18 protein-coding genes are annotated in these 25,856 nt (G+C 41.7%); 5 read left to right on the top strand and 13 right to left on the bottom strand.

What is annotated here, in order from left to right:
• Positions 1-256 precede the first annotated feature (256 nt).
• The 4 genes from PJIAN_RS11425 (at position 257) to PJIAN_RS11410 (ending at position 3,230) form a co-directional block, all read left to right on the top strand.
• Entirely contained in the window at positions 257-709 is a 453-nt protein-coding gene (locus tag PJIAN_RS11425) for a hypothetical protein (protein WP_068705151.1), read from the top strand.
• A 130-nt stretch (positions 710-839) separates the two neighbouring features.
• A complete protein-coding gene (locus PJIAN_RS11420; protein ID WP_068705149.1) occupies positions 840-1,424 on the top strand; it encodes an HD domain-containing protein in 585 nt (194 codons plus the stop codon).
• Between the two features lie 109 nt (positions 1,425-1,533).
• On the top strand, positions 1,534-2,742 hold the full coding sequence (locus PJIAN_RS11415) for a trans-sulfuration enzyme family protein (protein ID WP_068705147.1): 1,209 nt from the start codon (positions 1,534-1,536) through the stop codon (positions 2,740-2,742).
• Between the two features lie 179 nt (positions 2,743-2,921).
• Positions 2,922-3,230 carry a DUF3467 domain-containing protein gene (locus PJIAN_RS11410; protein ID WP_068705146.1) on the top strand — a complete coding sequence of 103 codons (309 nt, stop codon included), beginning with the start codon at positions 2,922-2,924 and terminating at the stop codon, positions 3,228-3,230.
• A 147-nt stretch (positions 3,231-3,377) separates the two neighbouring features.
• On the opposite strand, the gene PJIAN_RS11405 is transcribed toward PJIAN_RS11410, so the two are convergent.
• The 12 genes from PJIAN_RS11405 to ftsY form a co-directional block, all read right to left on the bottom strand.
• Positions 3,378-4,724, bottom strand: coding sequence for an alpha-amylase family glycosyl hydrolase (locus PJIAN_RS11405; protein WP_068705144.1), 1,347 nt, complete (start codon positions 4,722-4,724; stop codon positions 3,378-3,380).
• A 421-nt stretch (positions 4,725-5,145) separates the two neighbouring features.
• On the bottom strand, positions 5,146-6,222 hold the full coding sequence (locus PJIAN_RS11400) for a glycoside hydrolase family 53 protein (RefSeq protein WP_068705141.1): 1,077 nt from the start codon (positions 6,220-6,222) through the stop codon (positions 5,146-5,148).
• Positions 6,222-7,544, bottom strand: coding sequence for an MFS transporter (locus PJIAN_RS11395; RefSeq protein ID WP_068705139.1), 1,323 nt, complete (start codon positions 7,542-7,544; stop codon positions 6,222-6,224). The genes PJIAN_RS11400 and PJIAN_RS11395 overlap by 1 nt, the downstream gene beginning before the upstream one ends.
• Positions 7,545-7,568: 24 nt before the next feature.
• On the bottom strand, positions 7,569-10,226 hold the full coding sequence (locus tag PJIAN_RS11390; RefSeq protein WP_068705137.1) for a 4-alpha-glucanotransferase: 2,658 nt from the start codon (positions 10,224-10,226) through the stop codon (positions 7,569-7,571).
• Between the two features lie 131 nt (positions 10,227-10,357).
• The gene (locus tag PJIAN_RS11385) at positions 10,358-11,371 is read right to left on the bottom strand and encodes a LacI family DNA-binding transcriptional regulator (protein ID WP_068705135.1); all 1,014 of its coding nucleotides are present in this window, start codon (positions 11,369-11,371) and stop codon (positions 10,358-10,360) included.
• 51 nt (positions 11,372-11,422) lie between these two features.
• Positions 11,423-14,257, bottom strand: coding sequence for an alpha-amylase family glycosyl hydrolase (locus PJIAN_RS11380; RefSeq protein WP_172795608.1), 2,835 nt, complete (start codon positions 14,255-14,257; stop codon positions 11,423-11,425).
• A gap of 206 nt (positions 14,258-14,463) precedes the next feature.
• On the bottom strand, positions 14,464-15,639 hold the full coding sequence (locus PJIAN_RS11375) for a SusE domain-containing protein (protein WP_068705131.1): 1,176 nt from the start codon (positions 15,637-15,639) through the stop codon (positions 14,464-14,466).
• A 46-nt stretch (positions 15,640-15,685) separates the two neighbouring features.
• Complete coding sequence (locus PJIAN_RS11370) at positions 15,686-17,311, bottom strand: RagB/SusD family nutrient uptake outer membrane protein (RefSeq protein WP_068705128.1); 1,626 nt, start codon at positions 17,309-17,311, stop codon at positions 15,686-15,688.
• Between the two features lie 12 nt (positions 17,312-17,323).
• Positions 17,324-20,284 carry a SusC/RagA family TonB-linked outer membrane protein gene (locus tag PJIAN_RS11365; RefSeq protein ID WP_068705126.1) on the bottom strand — a complete coding sequence of 987 codons (2,961 nt, stop codon included), beginning with the start codon at positions 20,282-20,284 and terminating at the stop codon, positions 17,324-17,326.
• Positions 20,285-20,476: 192 nt separating this feature from the next.
• A complete protein-coding gene (lolA1, locus tag PJIAN_RS11360) occupies positions 20,477-21,115 on the bottom strand; it encodes an outer membrane lipoprotein periplasmic chaperone LolA1 (protein ID WP_172795607.1) in 639 nt (212 codons plus the stop codon).
• A gap of 101 nt (positions 21,116-21,216) precedes the next feature.
• Entirely contained in the window at positions 21,217-22,128 is a 912-nt protein-coding gene (locus PJIAN_RS11355) for an alpha/beta hydrolase (protein ID WP_068705122.1), read from the bottom strand.
• A gap of 35 nt (positions 22,129-22,163) precedes the next feature.
• Positions 22,164-23,114: a signal recognition particle-docking protein FtsY gene (gene ftsY, locus PJIAN_RS11350; RefSeq protein WP_068705120.1), complete on the bottom strand. Its 951-nt coding sequence runs from the start codon at positions 23,112-23,114 to the stop codon at positions 22,164-22,166.
• A gap of 406 nt (positions 23,115-23,520) precedes the next feature.
• Between ftsY and PJIAN_RS11345 the strand changes: the two genes are divergently transcribed.
• The gene (locus PJIAN_RS11345) at positions 23,521-23,949 is read left to right on the top strand and encodes a hypothetical protein (RefSeq protein WP_068705118.1); all 429 of its coding nucleotides are present in this window, start codon (positions 23,521-23,523) and stop codon (positions 23,947-23,949) included.
• A 169-nt stretch (positions 23,950-24,118) separates the two neighbouring features.
• Here the strand turns inward: PJIAN_RS11345 and asnB are convergent, their stop codons facing one another.
• On the bottom strand, positions 24,119-25,789 hold the full coding sequence (gene asnB, locus PJIAN_RS11340; RefSeq protein WP_068705116.1) for an asparagine synthase B: 1,671 nt from the start codon (positions 25,787-25,789) through the stop codon (positions 24,119-24,121).
• Between the last annotated feature and the right edge of the window lie 67 nt (positions 25,790-25,856).

Raw genomic sequence — 25,856 nt, 5'->3', positions numbered from 1 at the left:
TAATTGCGTTTATTCTTGCTTTTCTAATAATTATAATTGGACTATGGACTAAAATACCGATAAAATTTGTCCGAAAAGAATTTCATTTCAAAGGATATTTGATTTTAGTCCCCATACTTATTTTGACCTTATTAATTCAAACAATTTCAAGAATTTATTTCTAATTAGGAATGAACAACTGAACATGGTCTCAATTTCCATTTTTACATAAAATACAGCTAATCTCTTTCTAAAATAACCTTCAATCCCACTCCCCATGCAACCTCAAATTTTCCGTCAGTCGGGCAAATGGATCATGTTTATCCTGATGATTGCTTCCCTGTTTTGCCTGAATGCAATTATAAACACACTGGCCGATAACGGAGTCGACCTGGCAATTCTGATTGGCGTGCTGATTGTTCTTCAGGTATGTCTGGCGCTGTTTTACCAGCTCACCATCACCGTAACGGAAGAAACGGTCTCTTTCCGCATGGGTATCGGGCTGATAAGGAAAAGCTACCGCATCTGCGACATACAATCGTGCAACGCGGTACAAAACAATCTTTTTCTGGGCCTTGGCATACACTATTTCATGGGAGGTGTCCTCTACAATGTATCGGGTAGAAAAGCCATCGAACTCCATTTCAAAAATCGCAGCAAGGTGGTACGCATCGGCACCGATCGCCCCGAAGAGATAGCAAAACTCATCAATTTACTGATCAACCGATAGGCTGCTTTCCTATTTGCTTTCAGAATATCTACCGAGCGCAAAGCTTCCGCTTCGGGAGGTTTTACCCTGCAAGTTGTGGTAAATTCCAACATAGATCTTACCTTTGCATCCTACTTACCAACCCGACACAATGGAGAGACTTCTCAAACAAATCGAATTTATCAAAGAGATCGACAAGATCAAGTTTATTTTTCGCAAGACCAAATTGATTAGCAGCAACCGTAACGAAAACGACGCCGAACACAGCTGGCATCTGGCTATGATGGCAATGGTACTGGCTGAACATGCGAACGAACCAATCGATCTGCTCAGGGTAATGAAAATGGTTCTGATTCACGACATCGTGGAGATAGATGCCGGCGACATCTTCATATACGACGCTACCAAGAACCACACCAATACCGAAGAAGAGCTGAAAGCTGCCAAACGGATTTTCGGCCTTTTGCCTGAAGAGCAGGCTCAGGAGCTGATTGCTCTCTGGGAAGAGTTTGAAGCGGGCGAAACAGCCGATGCACGTTTTGCCAAAGCGATGGATCGTCTGGAACCTTTGTTGCAAAACTCATCGAATAACGGCGGTACCTGGAACGAGTTCGGGGTGAATTACCAGAAGGTGTACGACAAAAAGAAACTGATCAAAAACGGCTCCGAAACAATTTGGGAATATACGGAAAAATTGATCAATGAGTGTGTTGAACAGGGCATACTAAAAAGATAAACATCCCAAAACACGGCATTATACCACACTTTTGGTAGGAAAATAGCCTGTTTGAGTTATTGATAGGTATTTCTGACGAGATTACTTTTGCAATAAAAAAAGCAGAACTATGTCAGAACATATTCAATTCCCTGTAGGCGATCAAACTCTCGCCATTCATGCCGGTGAAGCTCCCGATCCGGTAACCCATGCATCATCGCCCAATCTGGTAATGTCCACCACGTATATTGTCGATACCGACACCAAGTTCTCGGTTGAAGGACTTCAGGAAAACGATCCCTGGATTTATACACGCTGGGGCAATCCCACTGTTCACCAGTTGGAAGAAAAGCTTGCCGCACTCGAAGAGGCCGAAACAGCCGTCGCTTTTGCAAGCGGTATGGGTGCTATCACTACCCTGCTCTTCCATCTGCTACGCCCCGGCGATCATGCGGTGGTGAGCGATGTAGCTTATGCCGCGTTATCGGAAATTACCAACGACATGATTCCTGAATACGGAATTGAAATCACCAAAGTGAACACTTCCGACATTGCCTCTGTTAAAAATGCCATTCGCTCCAACACCAAACTGGTTTATATCGAAACGCCCTGCAATCCACTGCTTCGTCTGACCGACATCAAAGCGGTTGCCGATCTGGCACATGCAGCAGGTGCACAACTGGCAGTAGATTCTACGTTTGCAACGCCGTTAGCCACCAAACCCCTGCAACTGGGAGTCGACTTTGTGATTCATTCGCTGACCAAGTATATCGGGGGACATGGCGATGCATTGGGCGGCGCTATCCTTGGAAGTAAAGCCGATCTTATTCCACTGCGTAAAAAGACTGCCATCCGATTCGGGGGCACTCTCAGTCCGTTCAATGCATGGCTGATACTGAGAGGTGCAGCTACATTTCCATTGCGGATGCGCGCACATCAGGAGAATGCCCTGAAAGTAGCGCAATACCTTGAAAGCCATCCGAAAGTGGAACGCGTTATTTATCCCGGGCTACCATCGCATCCGCAATATGAATTAGCCAAACGGCAAATGAAGAATTTCTCGGGCATGTTGACTTTCAGAGTAAAAGACGGGGCTGCGCAGGCAAAAATATTCGCAGAAAAATTGCAGGTGATTCATTATGCCGTTTCGCTCGGACATCACCGTTCGCTGATATTCTACCTTAACGCCAACGATTTATTACAAACATCGTTCAAATTCAACACTCCGGAACAACTGGCTTCGTGGAAAGAATTTGCAGGTGACGGTCTGTTTCGCGTTTCCATTGGACTGGAAGATGCCGATGACCTGATAAAAGATCTGGAACAAGCGCTCGGGTAAGAAGAGGTTAAGTGTTAATTATTAATGGTTAATGATAAAGGAACAGTAGTGAGTAATCTTTTAGTCTTGTTTCTTCCTAATTCCTGATCTCTAATCTTTGGTTCCGGATCGTGGCTCTTGGTTCTATGAACCAGAATGATTACATTTGTTTCAAAATAACAATTACACTCCCGAATACAATGGAAAATCAGGAAAACCAAATCAACATCGAACTTTCGGCAGAAGTGGCTGAAGGTACTTATTCCAATCTGGCTATCATTTCACACTCATCATCTGAATTTGTGGTTGACTTCATACGCATTATGCCCGGTACCCCGAAAGCAAATGTGAAATCGCGTATTATTCTGACTCCCGAACATGCAAAACGCCTGCTCTTTGCGCTGGAAGAAAACGTCGCAAAATATGAATCTGTTTTCGGCAAAATTAAAACAGCCGATGGCGCTTTCAATCCTCCCATGCCGCTGAATTTCAACGGTGGAGAAGCTTGATAAGTTGACAATTCGACAATAAACTCCTGTCCATATTACCTTCTCCATAACATGCTGAGGGTCTTTTAAAAAAAACACCTCCCTGCTTTATTAAGAAACAGGGAGGTTTTAGGTTTAAAACTACACAGATGCGGTTTTGCCGCTTTTTTATTTTTTAGCGCTGACATAGACTTTATACTGCCAGGGCAATAGCGTTGCTCCCTGAAGACGGGAAGCATCCGTTTTCATATTTTGGAAATAGTCAGTATACTCCCCGGAAGGCTTAGCTTTCGTAAAGTTCACTATTTGGTTCTGACTGCTCAGATTCAGTACTGTCAACACAGCATTTCCTTTTACTTTGCGTTCAAAAATGTATACAGATGGACTGGTTGTCGCATAGCGGATAAACTGCCCCTTTTCCTTGCCGACTGCCAAAGCCGGTTGTGTATGTTTCAGTTCATTCAGTTTTTTATAAAAGTTGAAAACAGCAGGGTTATTCCAGTTGGCCACGGTATCTTTTTCGAAGAAAGAGAGGCGCTTTTTCAGACCAATTTCCTGTCCGGTATAAATTAAAGGCATGCCGGGATAGGTATAGGTAAGTACAACAAACGCATTAGCACCGGCTCCCATCCGTTCATATTCCGTACCGTTCCATGAATTTTCATCATGATTGGTCACAAAGTTCATTTTGAACGAAATCGGATTATACACCGAATCGTGGTGTGCCAACACCTTATCAATATCGGTTGCCTGTTTCTTGCCTTTTGCAATGTCGTTCATTGTACTTAGCAACGGCCAGTTATAGTCGGCATGGAAAGCTTTTTGAGCTAGCTCGGCTTTATCGGCTTCGGCAAGCATAAATACAGGCTTGATTTTATCGAGTTTTGCACGTGTGTCATTCCAAAAATCGGTCGGTACTTCGCCAGCAACATCGCAACGGAAGCCATCCACGTCAAATTCTTTTACCCAATACGCCATGGCATCCTGCATAGCTGCTCGCATCGCGGGATTTTTATAATCGAGTTTTGCCACATCCGTCCAGTCGAACGGAGACAAAATATGGCCCACACTGTCTTTTACAAACCAGTCAGGATGCTGTTTTACCCATACGTTATCACGTCCGGTATGGTTGGCCACCCAGTCAAGTATCACTTTAAATCCCATTTCGTGAGCCTTCTTAACCAGGGCTTTAAAATCTTCTGCCTTTCCAAATTCAGGATTGATTCCTTTGTAATCTTTAACGGCATAATAGCTACCGAGTGTACCTTTCCGGCCTTCCTGCGAAATCGGATAAATGGGCATAAACCAAAGGACGTCCACCCCAAGTTCTTTCAATTGCGGCAACCGATTGGCAAATGCATTGAAGGTCCCTTCAACAGTGTACTGGCGCACATTAACCTCGTAAATCACTGCATTTTTGCTCCACTCTTCGGGAGATTGGGATTTCTTTTCTGTATTGCAGGAAGCCAGCAACACACTGACAAGTACAAATAAAAACAGATTTCTGACTTTCATAGGTATAGAATTATTAAATGGTTGATACAAGAATCATTCTGGCTTTTTCCGGCAATGTAAATATAAATTAGACTCATTAGCACCTCTCACGACGACCACCAACGATGAAATGTCGGGAGCAAAGCCTCCATATTGACAGGGCTGTTAAGTTCTATGTTTTGCCCGTCAGGGCATACATATCAATAGAAACCGAGTCTTTTTTGTGAAGTTATTTCCCATAGGGAATGCACAATGGATGTCCTACGGACAAAAATTGGCAAGCTGGAACAATTTTTCTATTGATATGAAAGCCCTCCGGGCTATAATTTGCCTGAACTTAACAGCTCCCTCCTAATATTGGAAATCGAAGATCAGCAAAACTAATAGGTATCGCACAATAAAAAGTCAATATGACTACAAAAGAATAGATTAGTGGCGCAAATTATTTTCCGTTATAGACATTGAGCACGGGCAAAGCTTTATTGCTGAAATCATAAAACGCCTGATTTTCCCAGTTGGAGCCATTGGTAGCTGTAGAACCTTTCCATGCAATAAATTCTCCTCCCCAGTAGCAAAAGCCAAGTCCTCCGGTATAAGAGCAGGATATTTCTTTAATTTTGGCCACAAAGTCATGCTGTCCGGTCGGAGTAGCAGGATAACCGTTCACTAGTTGATCGCTTGTTCCGACAATATTATTTGTCCAGTCATTCCATTCTAATGTGAACGGATAAGCGGTTTCTGCAATGACTACGCTCTTCCCAAATGTGGATGCAAGGCTCTTCAATGAAGACTTTAGGGCATCAAAATCTTTGCCATGAAATACAGGATAATAGGAAATTCCAATTACATCGTAATCCAGCGATGTAAATTGAGAAAAAAGCCAGTTGGCATTGGTTGTTCCGGCACAATGCAAAATGATTTTGGTCGCCGCATTTGTGGCTCTCACAGCCTTAATTCCTTTGTCGAGCAGTGCCGTGAACTGACTCATGTTGTCGTATCTACCTATCGGCCACAGGAATCCACTGTTTATTTCGTTCCCGATCTGAATATAATCGGGTTGCATTTGACTCATTATGCGTTGAGTGTAAGCATAAACGCTGTCTTTCAATGAAGCAAATGTACAGGATGACCACGCTGACGGCAAAGTCTGAGCGCCCGGATCGGCCCATGTATCGGAATAATGCACCGTCAACCAGACTTTTAACCCCAACGCTTTCGCCCGCTGCGCCATCGTTTTTACCTCTGAAAAGCCGGAATACCCGTCAGCCGGTGTATACCACAAACGAAGACGAATGGTGTTGCAACCCGATTTCTTCAAGGTTGTGAGCATGTCTTCAGCCTGTCCCGACTGATTATAAAGCGTGATATTTGCCGCCTCAATCTGAGGAAGAAACGACACATCAGCCGCCTGAACCTGAGAATTGACTGAAATGGTAATTTGCTCAGTTTCTGTTTTTCCACACGAGATAAAGAGCACAATTAGCAGGAAAAACCATCCTTTCTTCTGTATTCCAGGCATTAGTGCTTGTCCTTAACAAATACAACAGAACCGGCAGCGACCAGCAAACAGATACCTGCAATTAACAGTGCGTAAGTTGCGTCGGAATGAAACATGTGTTTCAAAATAGGACCAGCCGATAAGCTGCAAATAATCTGTGGAATGGTGATAAAAAAATTAAAGATACCCATATAAACTCCCATTTTCCGGGGAGGAATGGAACCTGCCAGAATAGCATAGGGCATCGCCAAAATACTTGCCCACGCAATACCGACTCCTACCATAGACAAGATCAGCCAATACTGATTTGTAATAAAAAAGATGGAAATAAGTCCTGCTGCACCACAAATCAGGGAAATGGAATGCGTAATTTTCCGGTTTGTTTTGGCTGCAATCCAGGGAAGCGCCAATGCAAAAAGCATAGCTACCAAATTATATACGCCAAAGAGAACATTTACCCAATCGGCAGCCACCTGATAATTAGAAGATGTGGCATCTACCGCTCCATACACATGCGAAGCTACAGCCGGAGTCGTATACACCCACATAGCAAACAACGCAAACCACGAAAAGAACTGCACAACTCCCAATTGCTTCATGGTGAGAGGCATACGAGCAATATCTTTGAAAATATCGAGCAGGCTCTCCTTTGATTTTTCTTCCGCCGGTTCTTCTTGTTGAAACTGACGATATTCCTCCGGAGGATATTCTTTCGTTTTTACTATGGTCCAGATAATTGTACCCAACATCACGGCAGCACCGACATAGAATGCAATGATAACATTCACGGGAATTTCTCCTTGCGGAGTACTTTTTCCGATGCCCATCCATTCCGACATCACATAAGGCAACCATGAACCGATAACGGCACCAATACCAATCAAAAATGTTTGAATGGAAAAGCCGGTAGTCCGCTGTTCATCGGGCAATATATCGGCCACCAGAGCACGGAAAGGCTCCATCGCCACATTGAACGAAGCATTCATAATAGTCAACATTCCGGCCCCGATAATCAATGGTGAAACTACGGCTGACAAAGCACCTGAATTAGGCATGAAAATAAGAGCCAGAGCAGCAAGGATGGCACCCGCCAAAAAATAGGGCTTCCGTCTGCCTAATTTACACCATGTTCGATCGGAATAATGACCGATAATGGGCTGGATAATAATTCCCGTAAGCGGAGCAACTACCCAAAACCAGGACAGCGATTGTACGTCTGCACCAAAAGTTTGAAGGATGCGACTCGCATTGCCATTTTGTAGAGCAAAGCCAAATTGGATTCCCAGAAATCCGAAATTCATATTCAGGATTTGGGCTGTAGATAGTCTGGGTTTAGTTTTCATGTTAGATTTAAGTTCTCTGTTGATTTATCTTCCTGTTTCTTTTATCAGCGATCTCACTTTTTGGTTGAAGTCATCACTCGCAAGTAACTGCTCCAATGTGATATGCATTCTGTATCTCCAGTAATGACGTGGGTTTGCCGGAACATTGATACGTTCGTCATGTGGATTTACTCTGCGAATTTCTCCGTCAATAGACAACCAGTCCTGTAAAGGCAGAATCGTTAGAATAGAAGGCGCCCACAAGTGATTTCGTACAATATTGCTACAAATCCATGGCTCGGCATACATAGGCGCTTCACCCCATTTTCCCAACACCTGATTGTAATACTGCTGACGCAATTCTCCGTCTTCTTCCCACCATCCGCGCAGCGTGCTCATGTCGTGAGTGGATGTGGTTGCAACCGACAAGTAGGGATAATAATTCGTGTTGGCAAATTTCTTGGTCGGGTCTTTAGGCATACGCTGAATTTCTAGACTCAGCATGTGCAACTGTTTCATCACATAAGGCACGCAAGCCGGTATCATCCCCAAATCTTCAGCACATACCAGCATTTCGGTGGATGTGATAAGATCCGGAAGTTTCTGCATTGCCTGTTCCGACCAGAAATAGTTGTGACGTTGATAATAAAAGTGATCGTACAAGCGGTCGAATGTATATTTATCGCTGTCCGACAATGCTTTATAGCTGTAGGTATATTGAGCTGTAATGCGTGGATGAAACTTCTGAGTGTCACGTGGATCTTTCACGAATAATACCTCCGCAACTAAAGCGTACAGCCCGTCGCGTACATTGGTGTCTTCTCCGGTAGCAGCAAAATACGCTTCAATCTTACGTTGAGTACTGAACTCTTCCTTCAGTCCGAAAGCTCCCGATCCTTTTTCAACAAGATACTTTGCAATAACTTCGTCTGTTGCATTACCAAACATTTCATTCAGCTGGTAATAACGGATATACGGTTTCAAATGTCTCTCTTCGTCAATCCAAAAACCGTTTGCCTGCAACTCTTGTCTACCCATAGGAAGCGCCGGGCTAAAATGCCCCAGCAAACCCTGAACGGCATCCATCGGAATTTCCCAAATACGGAAAAACCCCAGCAAATGGTCAATACGGTAAGCATCGAAATAGTCGGCCATTTTGGTAAAGCGTCTGCGCCACCATCTGAAACCGTCCTGCTTCATCCGCTCCCAGTTGTATGTCGGAAAACCCCAGTTTTGACCTGTGATAGAAAAATCATCAGGCGGAGCGCCGGTTTGAGCATCAAGATTAAACAAATGGGGTTCGGTCCACGCTTCCACACTGCACGGACTGACTCCGATAGGAATGTCTCCTTTCAGGATAACACCCTTAGAACGGGCATAATCCGAAGCTTCTTTCAACTGATTATGTAAGTGATATTGTAAAAAGCTGTGAATGGCAATTTCGTCATAGTCTTGCGAATTTTTATTGCACAATTCTTCAATTATCGCAGGACTGAATATCGCATATTCTTTCCACTGACGAAAATCCACAGTTTTATACTTGTCCCTCAAATAACAAAAGGTACAATAAGGATACAACCATTCTTTGTTTTGCTCTACAAAATCCTTATAAGCAGCTGTATTATTGACCTTTGTATACTGTTCGTTGTATGCTGTTCTGTAGATTTTCCATTTAGCATCCGATACGGCCTCATAGTCCACCTCCGGCAAAGCATTCAGTTCCTTTTGCATTTCATTTGCAAATTTCATCACCTCTTTATCTTTGATCTTTTCAAACACTGAAATGCTCAGATAAAGCGGATGCAATGCAAAAATTGTGTTGGCATTGTAAGGATAGGAATCTGTCCAGGTGTGAGTCATGGTGGTATCGTTCACAGGTAGTAGCTGAACAACACGCTGACCTGTATTTGCAGCCCAGTCTATCATTTTTTTGAGGTCTGCAAAATCACCAATACCAAAACTTGTTTCCGAACGCAAAGAGAACACCGGAATAGCCACTCCGGCACATTTCCATGCCGGATTATTGCCCCGGTAAACACCGCAGGTAATGATGAGCTCTTCATCTTTAGGAGGCAAAGCAGTCACCGCACGGTTTGTCCCGTTTTCCCATTCTTCAACTGACAAAGTATCCGGATCTGCTACTGCGAACTTGTATTCAAACGGAGCTTTGAGTTTTGAGCGATCCAGCGTAATAGACCATTCCGGAAAATTTTCGTTGCTCATCAGGAGCGACTTCTTAACCTTCCAGTTTCCCAATACTGTATTATTCCCAACCAGAGCCAAACATTTACCCCCTCGAATCTCTGGTGCAAAAACCCTGAAGGTGATGGATGTTTCTGCTATTGAAGATGCAATTTTTTTCTTCTTATCGGGTGCAAAAAAAGCTTTGGTAAAGGCTGACGAGAAGAACGGACTATTATAGGGAATACCCATCCATTGGTCTTTCAGGTGATAAATCGCAATGTTTTCCTTTGATTCGAAAACACGTGGCTTCCCCCACTCTTTTATTATAGCACCTTCCTGATCCTTAACATAATAAGAATATGTAAATGAGGGCACATCAGACGGAATGTCGAGCGTGAGTTTCCATAGATGGTTGTCAGAAAAAGACATTTCTGCGGGTTGAAGCTCCGGTATCGAACCCTCCACGTACACTGTTTGCCCCCACGAAGTAAAATAATCTACCGAAAAAATTAGTTTCATACGCCTCTAAATATTTAGCAATCCCCTACTAATCTTATGATTGCCTATTAATGCTTCAACTCAGGCATTTATTTAAAGAATCCTTTGTTGAAACGCAACACTATTATAGTTCAATCTCTCAAGTTGTTATATTATCGTGTCGTTTCTCTTACAATTAATTTTGTTTTTATGATTTTATTCTTTATCAATGGTTGATCTCCTTTGTGTCTTATCTTTTCTACTAATAACTCCATAGCACTGCGACCTACATCCTGTCCGCTTTGCCCTACGGTAGTAAGCTGTGGGTCGGACGCAATAGCAGCAAAACCGTCGGTAAACCCGCAAATTGAAATTTCTTCCGGTATTTTAAAATGCAAGTGCTTGGTTGCATGCAAAATACCTAAAGCGGTTTCGTCATTCACTGCAAAAAAGGCATCCGGACGGTTTTCCGACTGCAGCATTTCTGTTGCCACCGGAATAGCTTCGTCATAATTGTCACAAATCTTAATCAGGTCTTTATCAACAGGAATACCATGTTTGCTTAAAGCATCCAGATAACCTCCGCGTCGATTTTTGGAAATTTCAAGATTGAGTGGCGAACAGAAAAACGCTATTCGATGGCAACCTGTTTTGATCAAATATTCAGTTGCAGCTAAAGCTCCTGCGTAATCATCAATCACCACGCGATTCGAAGGAATATCAACACAAATACGGTCGAAAAAAACTACCGGAATATTATTATCCACCAGCTCCTGAAAATGCTCATAATGAGTTGTTTCTTTGGCGATGGAAGTCAAGACACCACAGACCTGCGAAGAAATCAGCTGCTGTACGCTGTGCTGCTCTTTCTCAAAACTATCACGCGACCGGAACAACAACACATTAAAACCTTCCCTCTCGGCCACATCCATCATTCCCTCCAACACAGAAGAAAAAAAATGATGAATAATCTGCGGTACTATCACACCTATTGTTTTGCTTTCCCGTTTTTTCATGCTCAGAGCAAGCAAATTCGGTTTGTAGTGATGCTGACGCGCATATTCCTGTACCTGCTGCTTGGTTGCACCACTCAGGTCAGGGCTATCATTCAAAGCTCTCGATACCGTTGAAACGGAAACATTCAGAGCTTTAGCTATATCTTTTATTGTTATCTGGCTATTCGGCATAAGGAAATGATTTTAAGGTACAGTGCAAACGTTTTCACTGACAAATTTACACTATCGCTTGCATATTTTTATAGCCTTAGTGGTGCCATCCCGGAAAAATACCTTACCGAGATACATACCAGTCTGCAACATTGATACATTTACACGATTATTCTCAATATCTTTTACAACAACAAGTCGTCCGTTGACATCCGAAATCTGCACTGAATTAGCGGGAGCTCCCGAAATATACATCATATCTTCTACCGGATTCGGAAAAATCAGCACTGTTTTCTGCGTTGCAGTATCCACCGGTGCCGGTGTAATTCTGATATTTGTATAAATTTTCAGACCGAATTCCGGCAGTGCAATGGTCATTGGCGTAGCGGTTACATTAATAGAATCGCCGGTAAGTAATTCATACCAAATACCCGTTTTGTCGAACGGCGCACTAGCCGAAACAGCTCCGGTTCCCGTGAAATTTCCAAGTACGACTGCCGAAGTTTTTCCATCTGTGAGATAAACATTACGACCGGCAGACCAATCACTGGCTGACACCTGCCAACTCCATGATGTTGGATTTGAAAACAGCGACGGATACTTCAATCTCAAATTCAAAATTTTCTGATAATTATCGTGTAACGCTTTTCGTGCCGGAATATTCAGGAAACCCCATTCGGCAGGGAAAGCACTTGTGATATTGTCACTGCCATTTGAACCTTTTGAATTGTAATTCGCCCCCAATTCTCCGAATTCCCACATCATTCGGGGGCCCGGACTCAGAAAAGCGAAAGCACCACATACGGCAAGTTGTTTCATCACATTGGTTGTATCTTTCACATCAGTTACGCCCCACGTGATGGCTTTATACCCCATCCGGTACTCGTCGTGACTTTCGGCATAAGCCACCCGATTGGTTGGCAGCTTGACTGCACCACCCGATTGCGAAGAAGATGCCAATCGTGAAAAATCCGAGCCGTCAACATAGCCCATTGCTGCCTGTTGAAAAGCATAAGAAACATTGCGCCAAAGCATCGTACTATCATAAGCAGCCAATGCATTTTCTTCTGCGTCATCACAAAAATGTTCCAGAATAGCGTATGCTTTCGGATTGGTCGATTTCACTGCATCTACATACGTTTTGATATTATCGATACGGCTTTGATCGTATGTGCTGCAATTAAGGGTGGCATTCGGATTTACGGCGCCTCCGTTCGAAGCTGTTTGCGTGAGCCCTTTGCTCAGGTCAAAACGAAAGCCGTCAACTTTGTATTCCGTCAGCCAAAACTTCAAAGCGCGGGACAGCCAGGCTTTTACAGGAGCATAAGTATGATTTATATCATTACCAACACTGTAAGGATGAGGTGCCAAAGCATTATAATAGGGATTGGCAGCAGCAGGACGGCCATTTGCCGCATCCCAATAGACAAGGCAATAAGGACTCAAACCCCATGTATGATTGAACACAATGTCGAGAATTACAGCAATTCCCCGTTTATGACATTCATCAACAAATTGCTGGTAGTCGGCTTTGGTTCCGTAAGCTTTGTCTGTTGCAAAGTAGAAATTCGGGTTGTATCCCCAACTATCATTCCCGTCAAACTCCATTATCGGCATAAGCTCAACCGCATTTACCCCCAGTTCTTTGAGATAATCGAGTTTACTGATAGCTGCCTGCACTGACTTTTCAGACGTAAAATCGCGAAACAGCATCTCGTAAATTGTAAGCTGTGATTGCAATGGAGGATTGAATGACGATGAATATTGCCAGTTATAATTTGATGAATTAATGGTAAAGCACGACAGTATCCCGCTCGTCAAGGCGGATGGATATAATTTCAAATTCGGATAAATGGAAGAACCGATATATTTATCGTTAGCCGGATCGAGAATCTTTTCAGCGTAAGGATCTCCCACCCTGACAGCATTAGTTCCGGCAAGTCCATCCACATAATACTGGTAAGCATATTCTTTTGAAGCATCCAGACCGGAAACGGTCAGCCAATAAAAGTTGACATCCGTACCGTAAGTTGTATTATCAGCCTGAAGATTCATCAGGTAATTGTTGTCCAGTTTGTAATTATTAAAATCGCCCAAGATAAATACCCGGGTAAAAGCCGAGACAGGAGCGCTTTTGCCCAATGAGAGACAAAACGTCACCGATCCGTCCGGATTTTTTGTAAGTCCCTCTTTCAATCCTGAAGGACGATCTGCTAGAGGTTGTATTTTCGGCACACAAACATAAGAAGTGTCGGATGCTGTACTACCACCGCTGGTTGTAGCTGTCGCGATGACATAATAGTTACCCGGTGTAGTAAATGTGTACGAAGACGATAATGTTGTAACGCCATTCGATTGCGCTACCGGAGTGGTAGCTGTAATATTTGAAGAAGAAGTTGCTCCGATATATAGTGCCATATTAGCGGAAGCTGATGAATTGGCCGTTATCGTAGATGCGGTATTCAAAGGCATCAACGTATTAGATGTTGGTGTCGCTAGCTTCACCGTCAGAGCTGACGCAGCATAAACCGACACGAAAATATCAGATCCGTCGGCGTTCTTACCCGTTTTGCTTCCGTCTGCATTACGAAACACAAAAGCCAGTTTGGTAACCGTTTCCGAGGCATCGGTAATGCCATAATAAGAATAAATATCGGGAGTAATAGTCAGTTTCCATTTGTTATTTCCAAGAGAAGTCAGTTTGTTTTTGGCAAGATTGACAGAAGATTGATTAGTTGAGGTAGGCCAGTCGGTTATAACATGTTTCCAGTCGCTGGAAGATGTGCTCAAATTGGTAATAACACCGGTATGCGCGTAAATCGGACCGGCATCATCTTTCAGCCCGGCACTACCCTGAGCAGCATCAAATATAACGGAAATCACTCCTGCATCTTTCGTTACAAGCACGGGGTTTGTTGTAACAACCTGACCTGCTATGCTGCTTATACATAACAAGTAAAGAAATATTGCAGAGAGTGTTTTCATGGGAAGAAAATACGATAGCCTGTTTTGAAACAAGCCGATCAGAGGTTTTGGTTAAAGATGGAAGTTAAACCTCACGGACTTTTTGCAAAGTCCGTGAAGAATAATTCATATTAAACGTCAGGATTAACTTACAGTTTCACGAAATAGTAACATCCGTCAACGTCATTAAACAAGGCTTTGTATGTTCCGGCCATGTGAGGAACATTGGTACCTCCGTTTGTCCCGATTCCAACCGGGAAATAACCTGCACCCCAGTTATTGGTCCATGCGGCATCTGCGCGGAATTTCATTCCACCACTTCCTACCGGAGGTGTGAAATCCGAACTAAATGTATAAGTTGTGTACCAGTAGTGATTATTGGTAGTTTCGGATGCTGTCATAGCAACATCTGTTCCCCAGCCGTTAAATTCACCAATCATACCAATAGCACCGAAAGATTTGGCAGGAGCACTGGCTGCTACAATTTTCACCGTATTTGAAATTGAATTCAATGTAATGGTATAATAACCATCAGAGGGTACTTTAAAGTTTTTCGAACCTCCATCATTATGAACAGGATTATCTATGCCATCCTGACCTGAGTTACCCCATTGTTCATTCCAGCTACCTACATCGCGAATCAACTTGAATGTTCTCGATGCTTTAAAGTAACCCGTAAATGTAAATGTTCCGGCACCGGCACTGGTATAAGCAAATCCACTGACAACACTCATAGGATATAAAGAAACCCCAAGACCTGCCGGACTATTGTTCCATGCTCCATCACCCAAGCCAATAATATAATATGGTTTAGGAGTTACCGCGTAATACGGTTTCAAAGATGGTAATGGTTTTACAATAATGGTTTTTACATTTGAGTAAGCAGGCTGCAAAGAAGCTCCGATTGTTGCCATGACGCGCACATCAATACTTGCCTTTACATTTGTTGGAAGGTTCAGAGCGGTTGCACCTGTCATAGCATTATACAGCTGCACTACTGTTACTGCCAAACTCGTTGTTGAAGAACTTGTAATCGTCTGCGCATTAGCAAAATTATTACCTGCTTTATCAATCTGAAGGCTATAAGTTACCGGAGCGCTCACTCCGTAATCTGCAGCAGACACTTTGAAAGTTTCTGCAAGACCTGTGCTATCCATACTTAAAATATATGCAGCTGAATCTTTTACATAGGCTGTAGTCGATTGGCTGGGAGCACTTAATACAGGAGCTACGGGATTTGCCGAAATCATCAATTTAGCATCATCCGAACATCCTACGAATATTACTGCCATTAAAAAAGCAGTGAAAATTAATATTTTTTTCATAAGGTATCTTTTGTTTCGTTTACCAGATGACAATCTGATTGAATAATCAATAACCGGTATTTTGTTTCAAATTTGTATTGGCTGTCAGGTCTGCGGTTGGTATTGGATAATAGTTTCTATAGCTATCCGATCCTGCTCCGGCCTTTACTCCTGCTTTCCACTGCCATACATAGTTAGCATCCGTTAGTTTGCCAAAACGAACCAAGTCTGTACGACGGGTACATTCCCAAAACATTTCACGGGCACGTTCTTCCAGAATAAATGAAAGAGTCAAATCAGAAGCGCTATAGTTTCCTCCTGAAATAGAGTTTGCTCTTTTACTCAAATCATTAATATATTTCAATGCTGTAGTTTGGTTTGCTCCTGCACCTCCGCGTAAAAATGCTTCTACATACATCAGGTATATGTCACCTAAACGAAACATTGGAAAGTCAGTGCTAGCGAAAGAAGCCGTATTTTTAACTCCTGTACTACTCAAGTTGCTAAATTTGAAAACCTGTACACCTTGTTTGAAATCCGACTGATCATCAATACTTGTATGGTTATAACCTGTATACAACATTTTATAACGAGCATCATCCTGATAATTCGACATTGATTTAAACCTATCAAGGAATTGCATAGTGGCACGGTTACCACCCCAGGTACCCGGAGCATTCAAAGGATTGTATGATCCGTCGGAAGCGGTTGCAGAACATTCCAGGAATTGCATTCCACCCCATGATGTAAGATTAGTACCATCTATTACGATTGGGAAAATAATCTCTTTTGAATTGTAATTATCCGTAACAAAAAGGTTTTGATAAACCGGTTCCAAAGTATAACCGATAGCAGTCACTTTGTTACAGTTTTCAATACAAGAAGTGTAATATTTGGCATCATTTGTTCCAAGGAAAGCATTGGCATTCAAATATAAACGAGCCAGCAATGACCATGCAGCAGCTTTGTTTGCATGTCCATACTGATTTGAATTACCAACTACCGGATTACTCAATTTTGCCTGACAATCGGTAAGTTCACTTTCGATAAATTTAAAGATAGTTTGAGAATCAGCATAAGCCGGCAACGTTGCAGAACCAATAGGACTTGCATCATTTACAAGAGGTCCGTTACGAAACATATCAAGCACATTGTAGTAAGCCAAAGCGCGCAGAAAACGAGCCTCTGCTCTAAAAGTAGCAATAGAGTCTTTCAATGTTGATGAAACATTTCTAGATGCAAGTTTATCATCAGTAGTTTCCTGAAGAAATGCTGTTGCAATAGTTATCTGATAGTACAAACGAGAATAAAAACCTTTAATGAACACATCAGATGCAGTCCAGTTCAAAGCATGGAAATTTCCAATTGTTTGGTCGTTCCAGCAACACATTGCTTCTTCGGTAGGTAATTCCTGCAAGTTCCATAACGGGCGTAAATAGCCAGCCTGGCTACCTCCGTCCATTCCCACTACGTCTACGTTTGCATCACCTCCCTGAATACCACCGGTAGCAAATCCTGCATAAACTTTTGCCAAATAGCTGATATAAGCGCCTGATGTATTAGAGAATGTTGTTGTCTCTGTAGAAATAGATTTATTTAACGGCGTCACGTCCAAATCATTTACACAAGAACTAAGAGTAAATGATGCTAACGCAACCACACCTATAATAGTTAGAAATTTTATTGTTTTCATTGTATGCTGTGTTTAGAAGTTAACTCTTAATCCCATAATAAATACACGAGGACGAGGATAGATATTATTGTCTATACCATTGGAAACTTCAGGATCAAGACCTTTATACTTAGTAATGGTAAATACATTTTGTACGGTTCCGTATACACTTGCTCTCAATTTGGATGCTAAGAACTTATCAAAATTATAACCTAATGTTACATTGTCCATTTTTGCAAATGAAGCATTCTGAATATAGTAATCCGAGATGTATTGAGCATTCTTGAAGTTGGTATCAAGTGATGTCGACAATAGGTTCTTCAAACTACCGGTTGTGAATGATTGGTTTTTAAATTCTTTAGACGACTGAACATTATTGTAGTTATAATTTCCAATGCTTGCGCGCATAGAGAAATTCAAATACCATTGTTTGTAATTCATGCGGGAAGACAGACCCATTGTTACATCAGGAGCCGGACTGTGGTCGCAGTACAATGTTGCATTATTGTTGTAGGCTCCTTCAATCGGATTTCCTTTGGTATCGTACACCTGTTTGTAAACATAATATGAGTTGACCGGATATCCTACTTTCTGGATATAGATCTTATTTCCTGTACCACCGCTGATATCACCACCAGGAACTCCATAAGAGGCATCAGGCGAACTGGTCAGTTTTGTAATTTCATTTTTATTATAACCAAGATTATAGCTCAGATCCCATGTAAAATGGCGTGATACAACTGGCTTTCCTGTAATTGTAAACTCAACACCTTTATTTTCCATGCTACCAATATTGGTTACCATTTCATTGATGAAGTTAGTACCTGCAGCTACCGGAATAACATTTATCATGTTATCGGTTACTCTTTTATATACATCAACGCTTGCTGTAATTCTATTGTTTAAGAAGCCCAGATCAATTCCGGCATTGTATGTTGTTGTGCTTTCCCATTTCAAACTTGTGTTGAAATAAGAAGGACGCAGCAAGTGATACCATTGACTTCCAAACAGGTACTGAGCATCATTGTATGTACTTAAATTGTAAGTTGGAATATAAGGATAGTCGTTGCTGATATTCAGGTTTTGCTGACCGGTTTGACCATAACCCAATCTCAATTTCAAATCGCTTAACCAGTTAACATCTTTAAGGAACGATTCTTCTTTCATTTTCCATGCTAAAGCCACTGATGGGAAAAGACCCCAGCGATTGTCTTTGCTGAAACGTGAAGTTCCGTCATCACGCAGCGTAAAGGTCAATAGATATCTGTCCATCAATGTATAATTGAAACGTCCAAAGAACGATACCAATTGATATGCTGTAGGATAATCAACACGGGGAACATTGGCTACATTATCAGTATATACTGTTGATGACCAGCTTGTATTAAAGAAGTGCTGCCAGGAGTAACCACCCATCAGGTCGATAGAGTGAACGCCGAATGTTTTGGCATAGTCCAGATAGAAATCAAGCAAAGTATTGGTTTTTTTCTGATAGTATGGAGCATACGAACCTGCACCATTCTTCTTTGACCCCCAAACGTATGATATCGGTGAATTTGCATTTATTGTTGTAGAACCATCCGATTTAGAGATGTCATAAGCAAGGTTCAAATTGGCTCTCAGTTCAGGAATAGCGTGAAATTTATAATCGAGTTGAAGATTACCGATACTTTGATAAACGTAAGAAACATCTCTTTTCTCTGTCAGAACCGAAAGTGGATTGGCTGTTCCCAAAGATTGTGGTGTACCGTCTGTTTTCAGCCACATGAAATAATTGTTGCCATACTTGCTTGCAGAGTAAATTTGTTGTGTAGGATCAAATTCTAACGCAGCACCAATAGCGCCTGTATCGGCAAAACGGTTAGTTGAATAAGAACCCTTTACATTCGCATTAACTTTCAAATGATCGTTCAACAGAGTTGGATTCAAACTTAAAGATGCTGTAGTACGTGAGTAATTAGACGTTTTCAGAATACCATCCTGATTGGTATATCCGACAGAAACACGGTATGGAAGTTTGCCGGCTGCACCAGCAATACTTAAGTTGTGGTCATGTCCCCAAGCTGTTTTGTAAATTAAATCCTGCCAGTTGGTATTAAAATTACCAAGAAGAGCCGGAACTGAAGGTGAACCTGCCCAATAGTCACGAACAAACGTTCTGAATTCATCTGCAGATAAAACATCTACTTTCTTTGCTATTGTACTTACAGAAGCACTTCCATCATAAGACACTGCAAATTTCTGCTTCAAAGAGCCTTTTTTGGTAGTTATAAGAATAACACCATTCGAAGCTCTTGACCCATAAATAGCAGTTGCAGAAGCATCCTTCAACACCGTAAATGTTTCAATATCCTGCGGATTGATACCGGAAAGGGGATTTGACATACCGTTCACGCCGGATCCTTCAATAGGCACGTTATCAACTACAATTAACGGATCGTTACTTGCGCTCATGGATGACCCACCACGAATACGGATAGTTGCACCGGCTCCCGGAGCTCCGCCCGATGTAGAGATGTTCACCCCGGCCATTTTACCCGACAAGATATCTGTAAAAGAAGTAGCCAACCCTTTATTCATCTTGTCTGTGCTGACAGCCACAACCGAACCTGTCAGGTCGTTTTTCTTTACCTGACCATAACCGATAGCAACTACTTCTGATAAAGCAATCGAGCTTTCCTGTAAATTAATAACTAAATTGGATTTTCCCGCAACGGGTAATTCTGCATCCTGATAGCCGACATATTTTACGACTAAAGTTGCATTGGAAGGAGCATTGAGTGAGAAATTACCGTTAACATCGGTAACCGTTCCCGTAGTGGTGCCTTTAACTATAACATTAGCACCGACAATTGTTTCTCCTGATTTGGCATCTTTCACAACGCCTTTCACAGAAATTGTTTGAGCGGAAATACTCATTGCAAAGAGAAGCGCAAGGAGGATCGTCCACCATCTACGCGTGGGAAGCGTAGAAAGAACATTCAAATTCTTCATGCATAAAAAGATTTATTGTTAACACTTAAACTAATTTATCATAAGCACATCGACTGCACAGAGATAAATTCAGTGACAAATGTAGGGCAACAAATTTTCAGATAAGATTGCAAACGTTTGTTTTTGATAATATATCAAAGCAAACGTTTGCACTGCATGAAAAATATACAAAAAGAAAGTAAAAAAGAACGATTAGCGCAAATCGTTCACACTTACTTTGGGATGTGCTTTCACATCAAACGTAAAACTCTTGTTATCAGTGGATATTTTCTGAAAAGATTTAATGGTTACAGTTGTTTTTGATCCATCGCGACCAAAAAGCTGTAGCATTTGAGGCGCATTTGAACGCTTATCAAGTTTTACAAGAATACGAAACTCGTTAGCTGATTTTGAAGTAGGAAACAGATCAATCGCAACCTGATTGGCGGAAGTGCTGGCTTCACGGCTATACATGATTTTCGTATCCTTTCCACTGTATTGCGACAATACCGAAAGTGGGTTCATTTGCTTCTGATCCCGTGCCGAAATGATAGAAATTGTCACCTCATTGCTCTCCGGCACATACACCCATTGTGTTTTACCATCAAAATAGGCTTCCGTTCCATTCATTGTCAGATGAAATTTATTCCCCATCACAACTAACGTTCCCGATACATTATTTTTCTTTTTGCTTGAAGCTGATTCAATCGTAGTTGCAAAAACTATTTTAACCGGTGAACTTTTCATCATGCCAACGGCTTTCTCAAGAGCTGCCTTTGCCATAGGTTCCTGCTGGGCAAATAAGCTGGCAGCACATAAACTTAACACTGCTATAAAAATAAACTTTCTCATATCTATAATCATTTAATTTTCAAAAAACAACTATTAAAAAAAGAGAGAAACATTGCTTTACTCGTAAAGTATGATTCTCTCTGTAATACTATTCTTTTTAATTATTGCTTTACAAACTGATATTTGACAAACCAATCGGCAAGCATTTCTCTCCAAATTTGCCAGAAAGAGACATTCGTTCTCATTCCCCAGCCATGGCCTCCGGTTGGAAATATCGCCATGGATGAAGGGATTTTCTTCTCCTTCAAAGCATTATAGAACTGAATGCTATTTACCGGAGGAACTGCACCATCATCATCGCTAAGAAACAGAATCGTTGGCGGTGTATTTGCTTTGACCTGTAACTCGTTCGAATACAGATCTTCAAGCTCTGAGGGCGGATTCTGTCCTAAAAGATTCGATCTTGATCCGGCATGAGTTACATTTTTCTTCATGGACACAACCGGATAGAAAAGAAGCATTAAATCAGGTCGCGAGGAGAAACGCTCAACCGCATCAGACGCCTTGGCATCACCATCATCAAAATGAGTACCCAGAGTCGATGCCAAATGGCCTCCGGCAGAAAACCCTGCAATAGCAATTTTCTTCGGATCAATATTCCATTCATTGGTATGAGCTCTAACGAGACGCATTGCACGCTTTGCATCGGTTAAAGGAATATCGGAGTGTCCGTTTGGTAAGCGATATTTTAATACGATTCCGGCAATTCCATGTTCATTGAGCCAATCAGCAAACTGATATCCTTCATGAAAAGCCGCTTCTGCGATATAACCACCCCCAGGGCAGATTACCACAGCGGCCCCCGTAGCCTTTGACGCAGCCGGCAACTGAACCGTTATAGAAGCTTCTGATATATTTATAATTCGATGTTGGTTTTCCGTTTTTTCAGGAGTCGTAATACCATTGCTTTCTTTCGCTCCATTCGGCCACAATGGTAAAATTTGTTTGTTTTGGGATTGTGCAAGCAAAACAATCGCGCACAATAACATTACCGAAGCAACAATACGTTTCATGATCTTGTAAATAAATTTAGGAACTATACGAAATGTTATTTGAATAATGATTCCACAAACTCATCCTTGGCAAATACCTGAAGATCTTCCATCCCTTCACCAAGACCTATATAATGTACCGGAATTTTAAATTGATCTGAGATTCCAATTACAACTCCACCCTTTGCTGTTCCATCGAGTTTTGTAATTGCAAGCGCGGTCACTTCTGTAGCCTTGGTAAACTGACGTGCCTGTTCAAAAGCATTTTGTCCGGTAGAACCATCCAAAACCAAAAGAACTTCATGCGGTGCATCAGGAATCACCTTTTGCATCACATTTTTGATTTTCGTAAGTTCATTCATCAGGTTCACTTTGTTATGCAAACGGCCCGCAGTATCAATAATAATAACATCAGCATCATTGGCTTTTGCAGAACTTAGCGTATCAAACGCTACGGATGCCGGATCCGAGCCCATTTGTTGTTTCACAACAGGAACCCCCACTCTTTCACCCCAAATCACAAGTTGCTCCACCGCAGCAGCTCTAAATGTATCAGCAGCTCCAAGATAAACACTTTTACCGGCTTTCTTAAACTGATATGCAAGCTTACCTATCGTTGTTGTTTTACCGACTCCATTAACGCCAACCACCATAATAACATAAGGTTTTTTGTCGGATGGATTCGAGAAATCGAGCATTTCTCCGGTATTATTTTGAGCCAATAAAGCTGCAACTTCTTCTTTCAGAATAGCATTCAGCTCGGACGTCCCCATGTATTTATCGCGAGAAACTCTTTCTTCAATCCTCTTAATAATACGAAGCGTAGTTTCAATCCCAACGTCTGACGTAACAAGTACTTCCTCTAGGTTATCAAGCACTTCGTCATCCACTTTCGATTTGCCGGCAATTGCGCGCGAAAGTTTAGAGAACACGCTGTTTTTGGTCTTTTCCAATCCTTTATCCAGCGTTTCCTGCTTTTCCTTTGAGAAAAAATTAAAAATACCCATAGTCTTTTATTCTTGATTTTGAACAATATAGAAATACCTCATTTGAACTACCAAAAATACAAAAAAAGAAACATACCCACAACCTGCATCACAGCCAGTATTTTAACTTTAATTTAGCATTGTGAAATAATCAATTATCCATTTATTTGTAAATTAAATATTAATTATTAACTTCTACAGTTCAACATCATATTGCGGATATCGACAAAAAAACCGAATTTTGCACTACCAAATCTAAGGAGGGTATTGTTACGGACATACCCCGAAACTTTACATAAATAATCAGCATTAGTGTATGCGTATTAAAACAATTAATCTATTGTTTTTAGCCTGTTTATCAGTGCCTTTATTTTCAAATTGCATAACTCCGAAAGCTTATTGCGGGGACAAAGTTTCAGCCACTGAAATGTTTGAGATTAAAGGAGAAAAAGACAAAGTTAACATCCAGGGAAAGAGTTATTTAGAAGCCGCACTACTTGTAAAAGTAGACTCTCAGACTGTCGGCAGTTTTTACAAAGGATGGCCCAAAGCAGTCAAAGTTAAAGCCGGAGAACGCATAGTCGAAATCAGACATTATAAAGGATGGGACGCCACTCTCAATAACAAACCCACAGTTGAGCTTCAAACCGGCGCTTGTAAAATCATCCCTGACTATCACAAACATTATCTGGTAAAGTTCCAGGCTGACAAAGAAAAGAAATACAAAATCGCTTTCAAGACGAAAGATCCTCAAAAAGATACAGCACCGGAAGTATTACTAACCGAAGAAGGTTCCGGAAAACAAATCAAATGTAAAGTAGAATTAATAGATCAAAATTCAATTACTCAACGATAAAATATAAAAAGCAGATGCATGATGTGTCTGCTTTTTTATTTATATTCACTCCATCAGCTTTTCCCAAACTGCACTTCAAAACATTTTGCCACATAGCGCACCACTCTTTAAAACGAATAATGCCTCCCAATTGAGAGGCATTATTCGTTTTAAAGAGAGAATCTGTTTATCAATTCTCCTTTGCATCATTGTGAACCGACAGTACCGAACGCCCTGATGGATCTGCATTCTTTTTGAAGCTTTCGTCCCACTCCAAAGCAATAGGAGTACTACATGCAACCGAAGGATCAGATGGTACCGTAGCCGCAGCCGAATCCGAGGGGAAATGTTCTGTGAAAATTGTACGGTACAGGTATTCTTCTTTTGTTTTAGGAGGATTAATCGGGAAACGATATTTAGCATTCGCCAATTCCTGATCAGATATCTTAGCGTTAGCACGGGCTTTCAGCGTATCAATCCAACTATAGCCCACACCATCCGAAAATTGCTCTTTCTGACGCCATGTAACAGATTCGGGCAAGTAATCTTCAAAAGCTTTGCGAAGTACCCATTTCTCCATTTTACCTTCGCCAGCCATTTTATCTTTAGGATTCAGGCGCATGGCAACATCCATAAATTCTTTGTCTAGGAAAGGAACACGACCTTCAACACCCCATGCTGCCAACGATTTATTAGCACGCAAACAATCATAGAGATGCAGTTTGTCGAGTTTACGAACTGTTTCTTCATGAAATTCTTTAGCATTCGGTGCTTTATGAAAATAAAGGTAACCCCCGAATATTTCATCAGCTCCTTCTCCCGAAAGCACCATCTTCACTCCCATCGACTTAATAACGCGAGCCATCAGATACATTGGAGTTGAAGCACGTACTGTAGTTACATCATAAGTTTCAAGATGATAGATCACATCACTGACCGCATCGAGACCTTCTTCAATCGTGAAGTGGATTTCGTGGTGAACAGAACCGATATAATCGGCCACTTTGCGGGCTGCCACCAAATCTGGAGAACCTTCGAGCCCTACTGCAAATGAATGCAACTGAGGCCACCATGCATCCTGAGTACTTCCGTCTTCCACTCTTTTTGATGCAAATTTTTTGGCAACAGCAGAAATAATGGAGGAATCAAGCCCACCGGACAACAGAACTCCATAAGGAACATCGGACATCAACTGACGACGAACAGCATCTTCAAGTGCAGTACGCAACTCATTAATGCTCGTTGTGTTATCCTTCACATTATCATATTCCATCCAGTCGCGCACATACCATTTCTTCACTTCTCCATCAGGACTGTAGAGATAGTGACCCGGCATAAATTCCTGAATAATATTGCAATATCCTTCCAAAGACTTCAATTCTGAGGCCACATAGAAATTACCCTGCTTATCCCAGCCCATATACAAAGGAATAATTCCGACATGATCACGACCAACCATGAAGATGTCTTTTTCTTTATCATAAAGACAAAAAGCAAAAATACCGCTCAGATCTTCCAAAAAAGCAGGACCTTTATCGCGATACAATGCAAGGATTACTTCGCAGTCAGATTTAGTCTGAAACTCATATTTACCAGCATAACGTTCACGAATTTCCTGATGGTTATATATTTCGCCATTCACAGCAAGAATCAGATTCCCATCTTTACTGAACAATGGCTGTTTACCCGAAGCAACATCCACAATCGAAAGCCGTTCATGTGACAAAATTGCCTTCTCTCCACAATAAATCCCTGACCAATCGGGTCCGCGATGACGAATTTTCTTTGACATCTTAAGCACCTGAGAACGCAAATCTTCTGCTTTTACCTTCAGGTCGAATATTCCTACAAATCCACACATATTATAGTTCGTTTATTGATTATTTATATCGGCAGTAATAAAACCGACACAAATGTACAATATTTTC

It is taken from the genome of Paludibacter jiangxiensis (genome assembly GCF_001618385.1).
GTDB classification, from domain to species: Bacteria; Bacteroidota; Bacteroidia; order Bacteroidales; family Paludibacteraceae; genus Microbacter; species Microbacter jiangxiensis.
The sequence above is the reverse complement of the archived record's forward strand: the minus strand, read 5'-3'. Positions and strand labels throughout refer to the sequence as shown.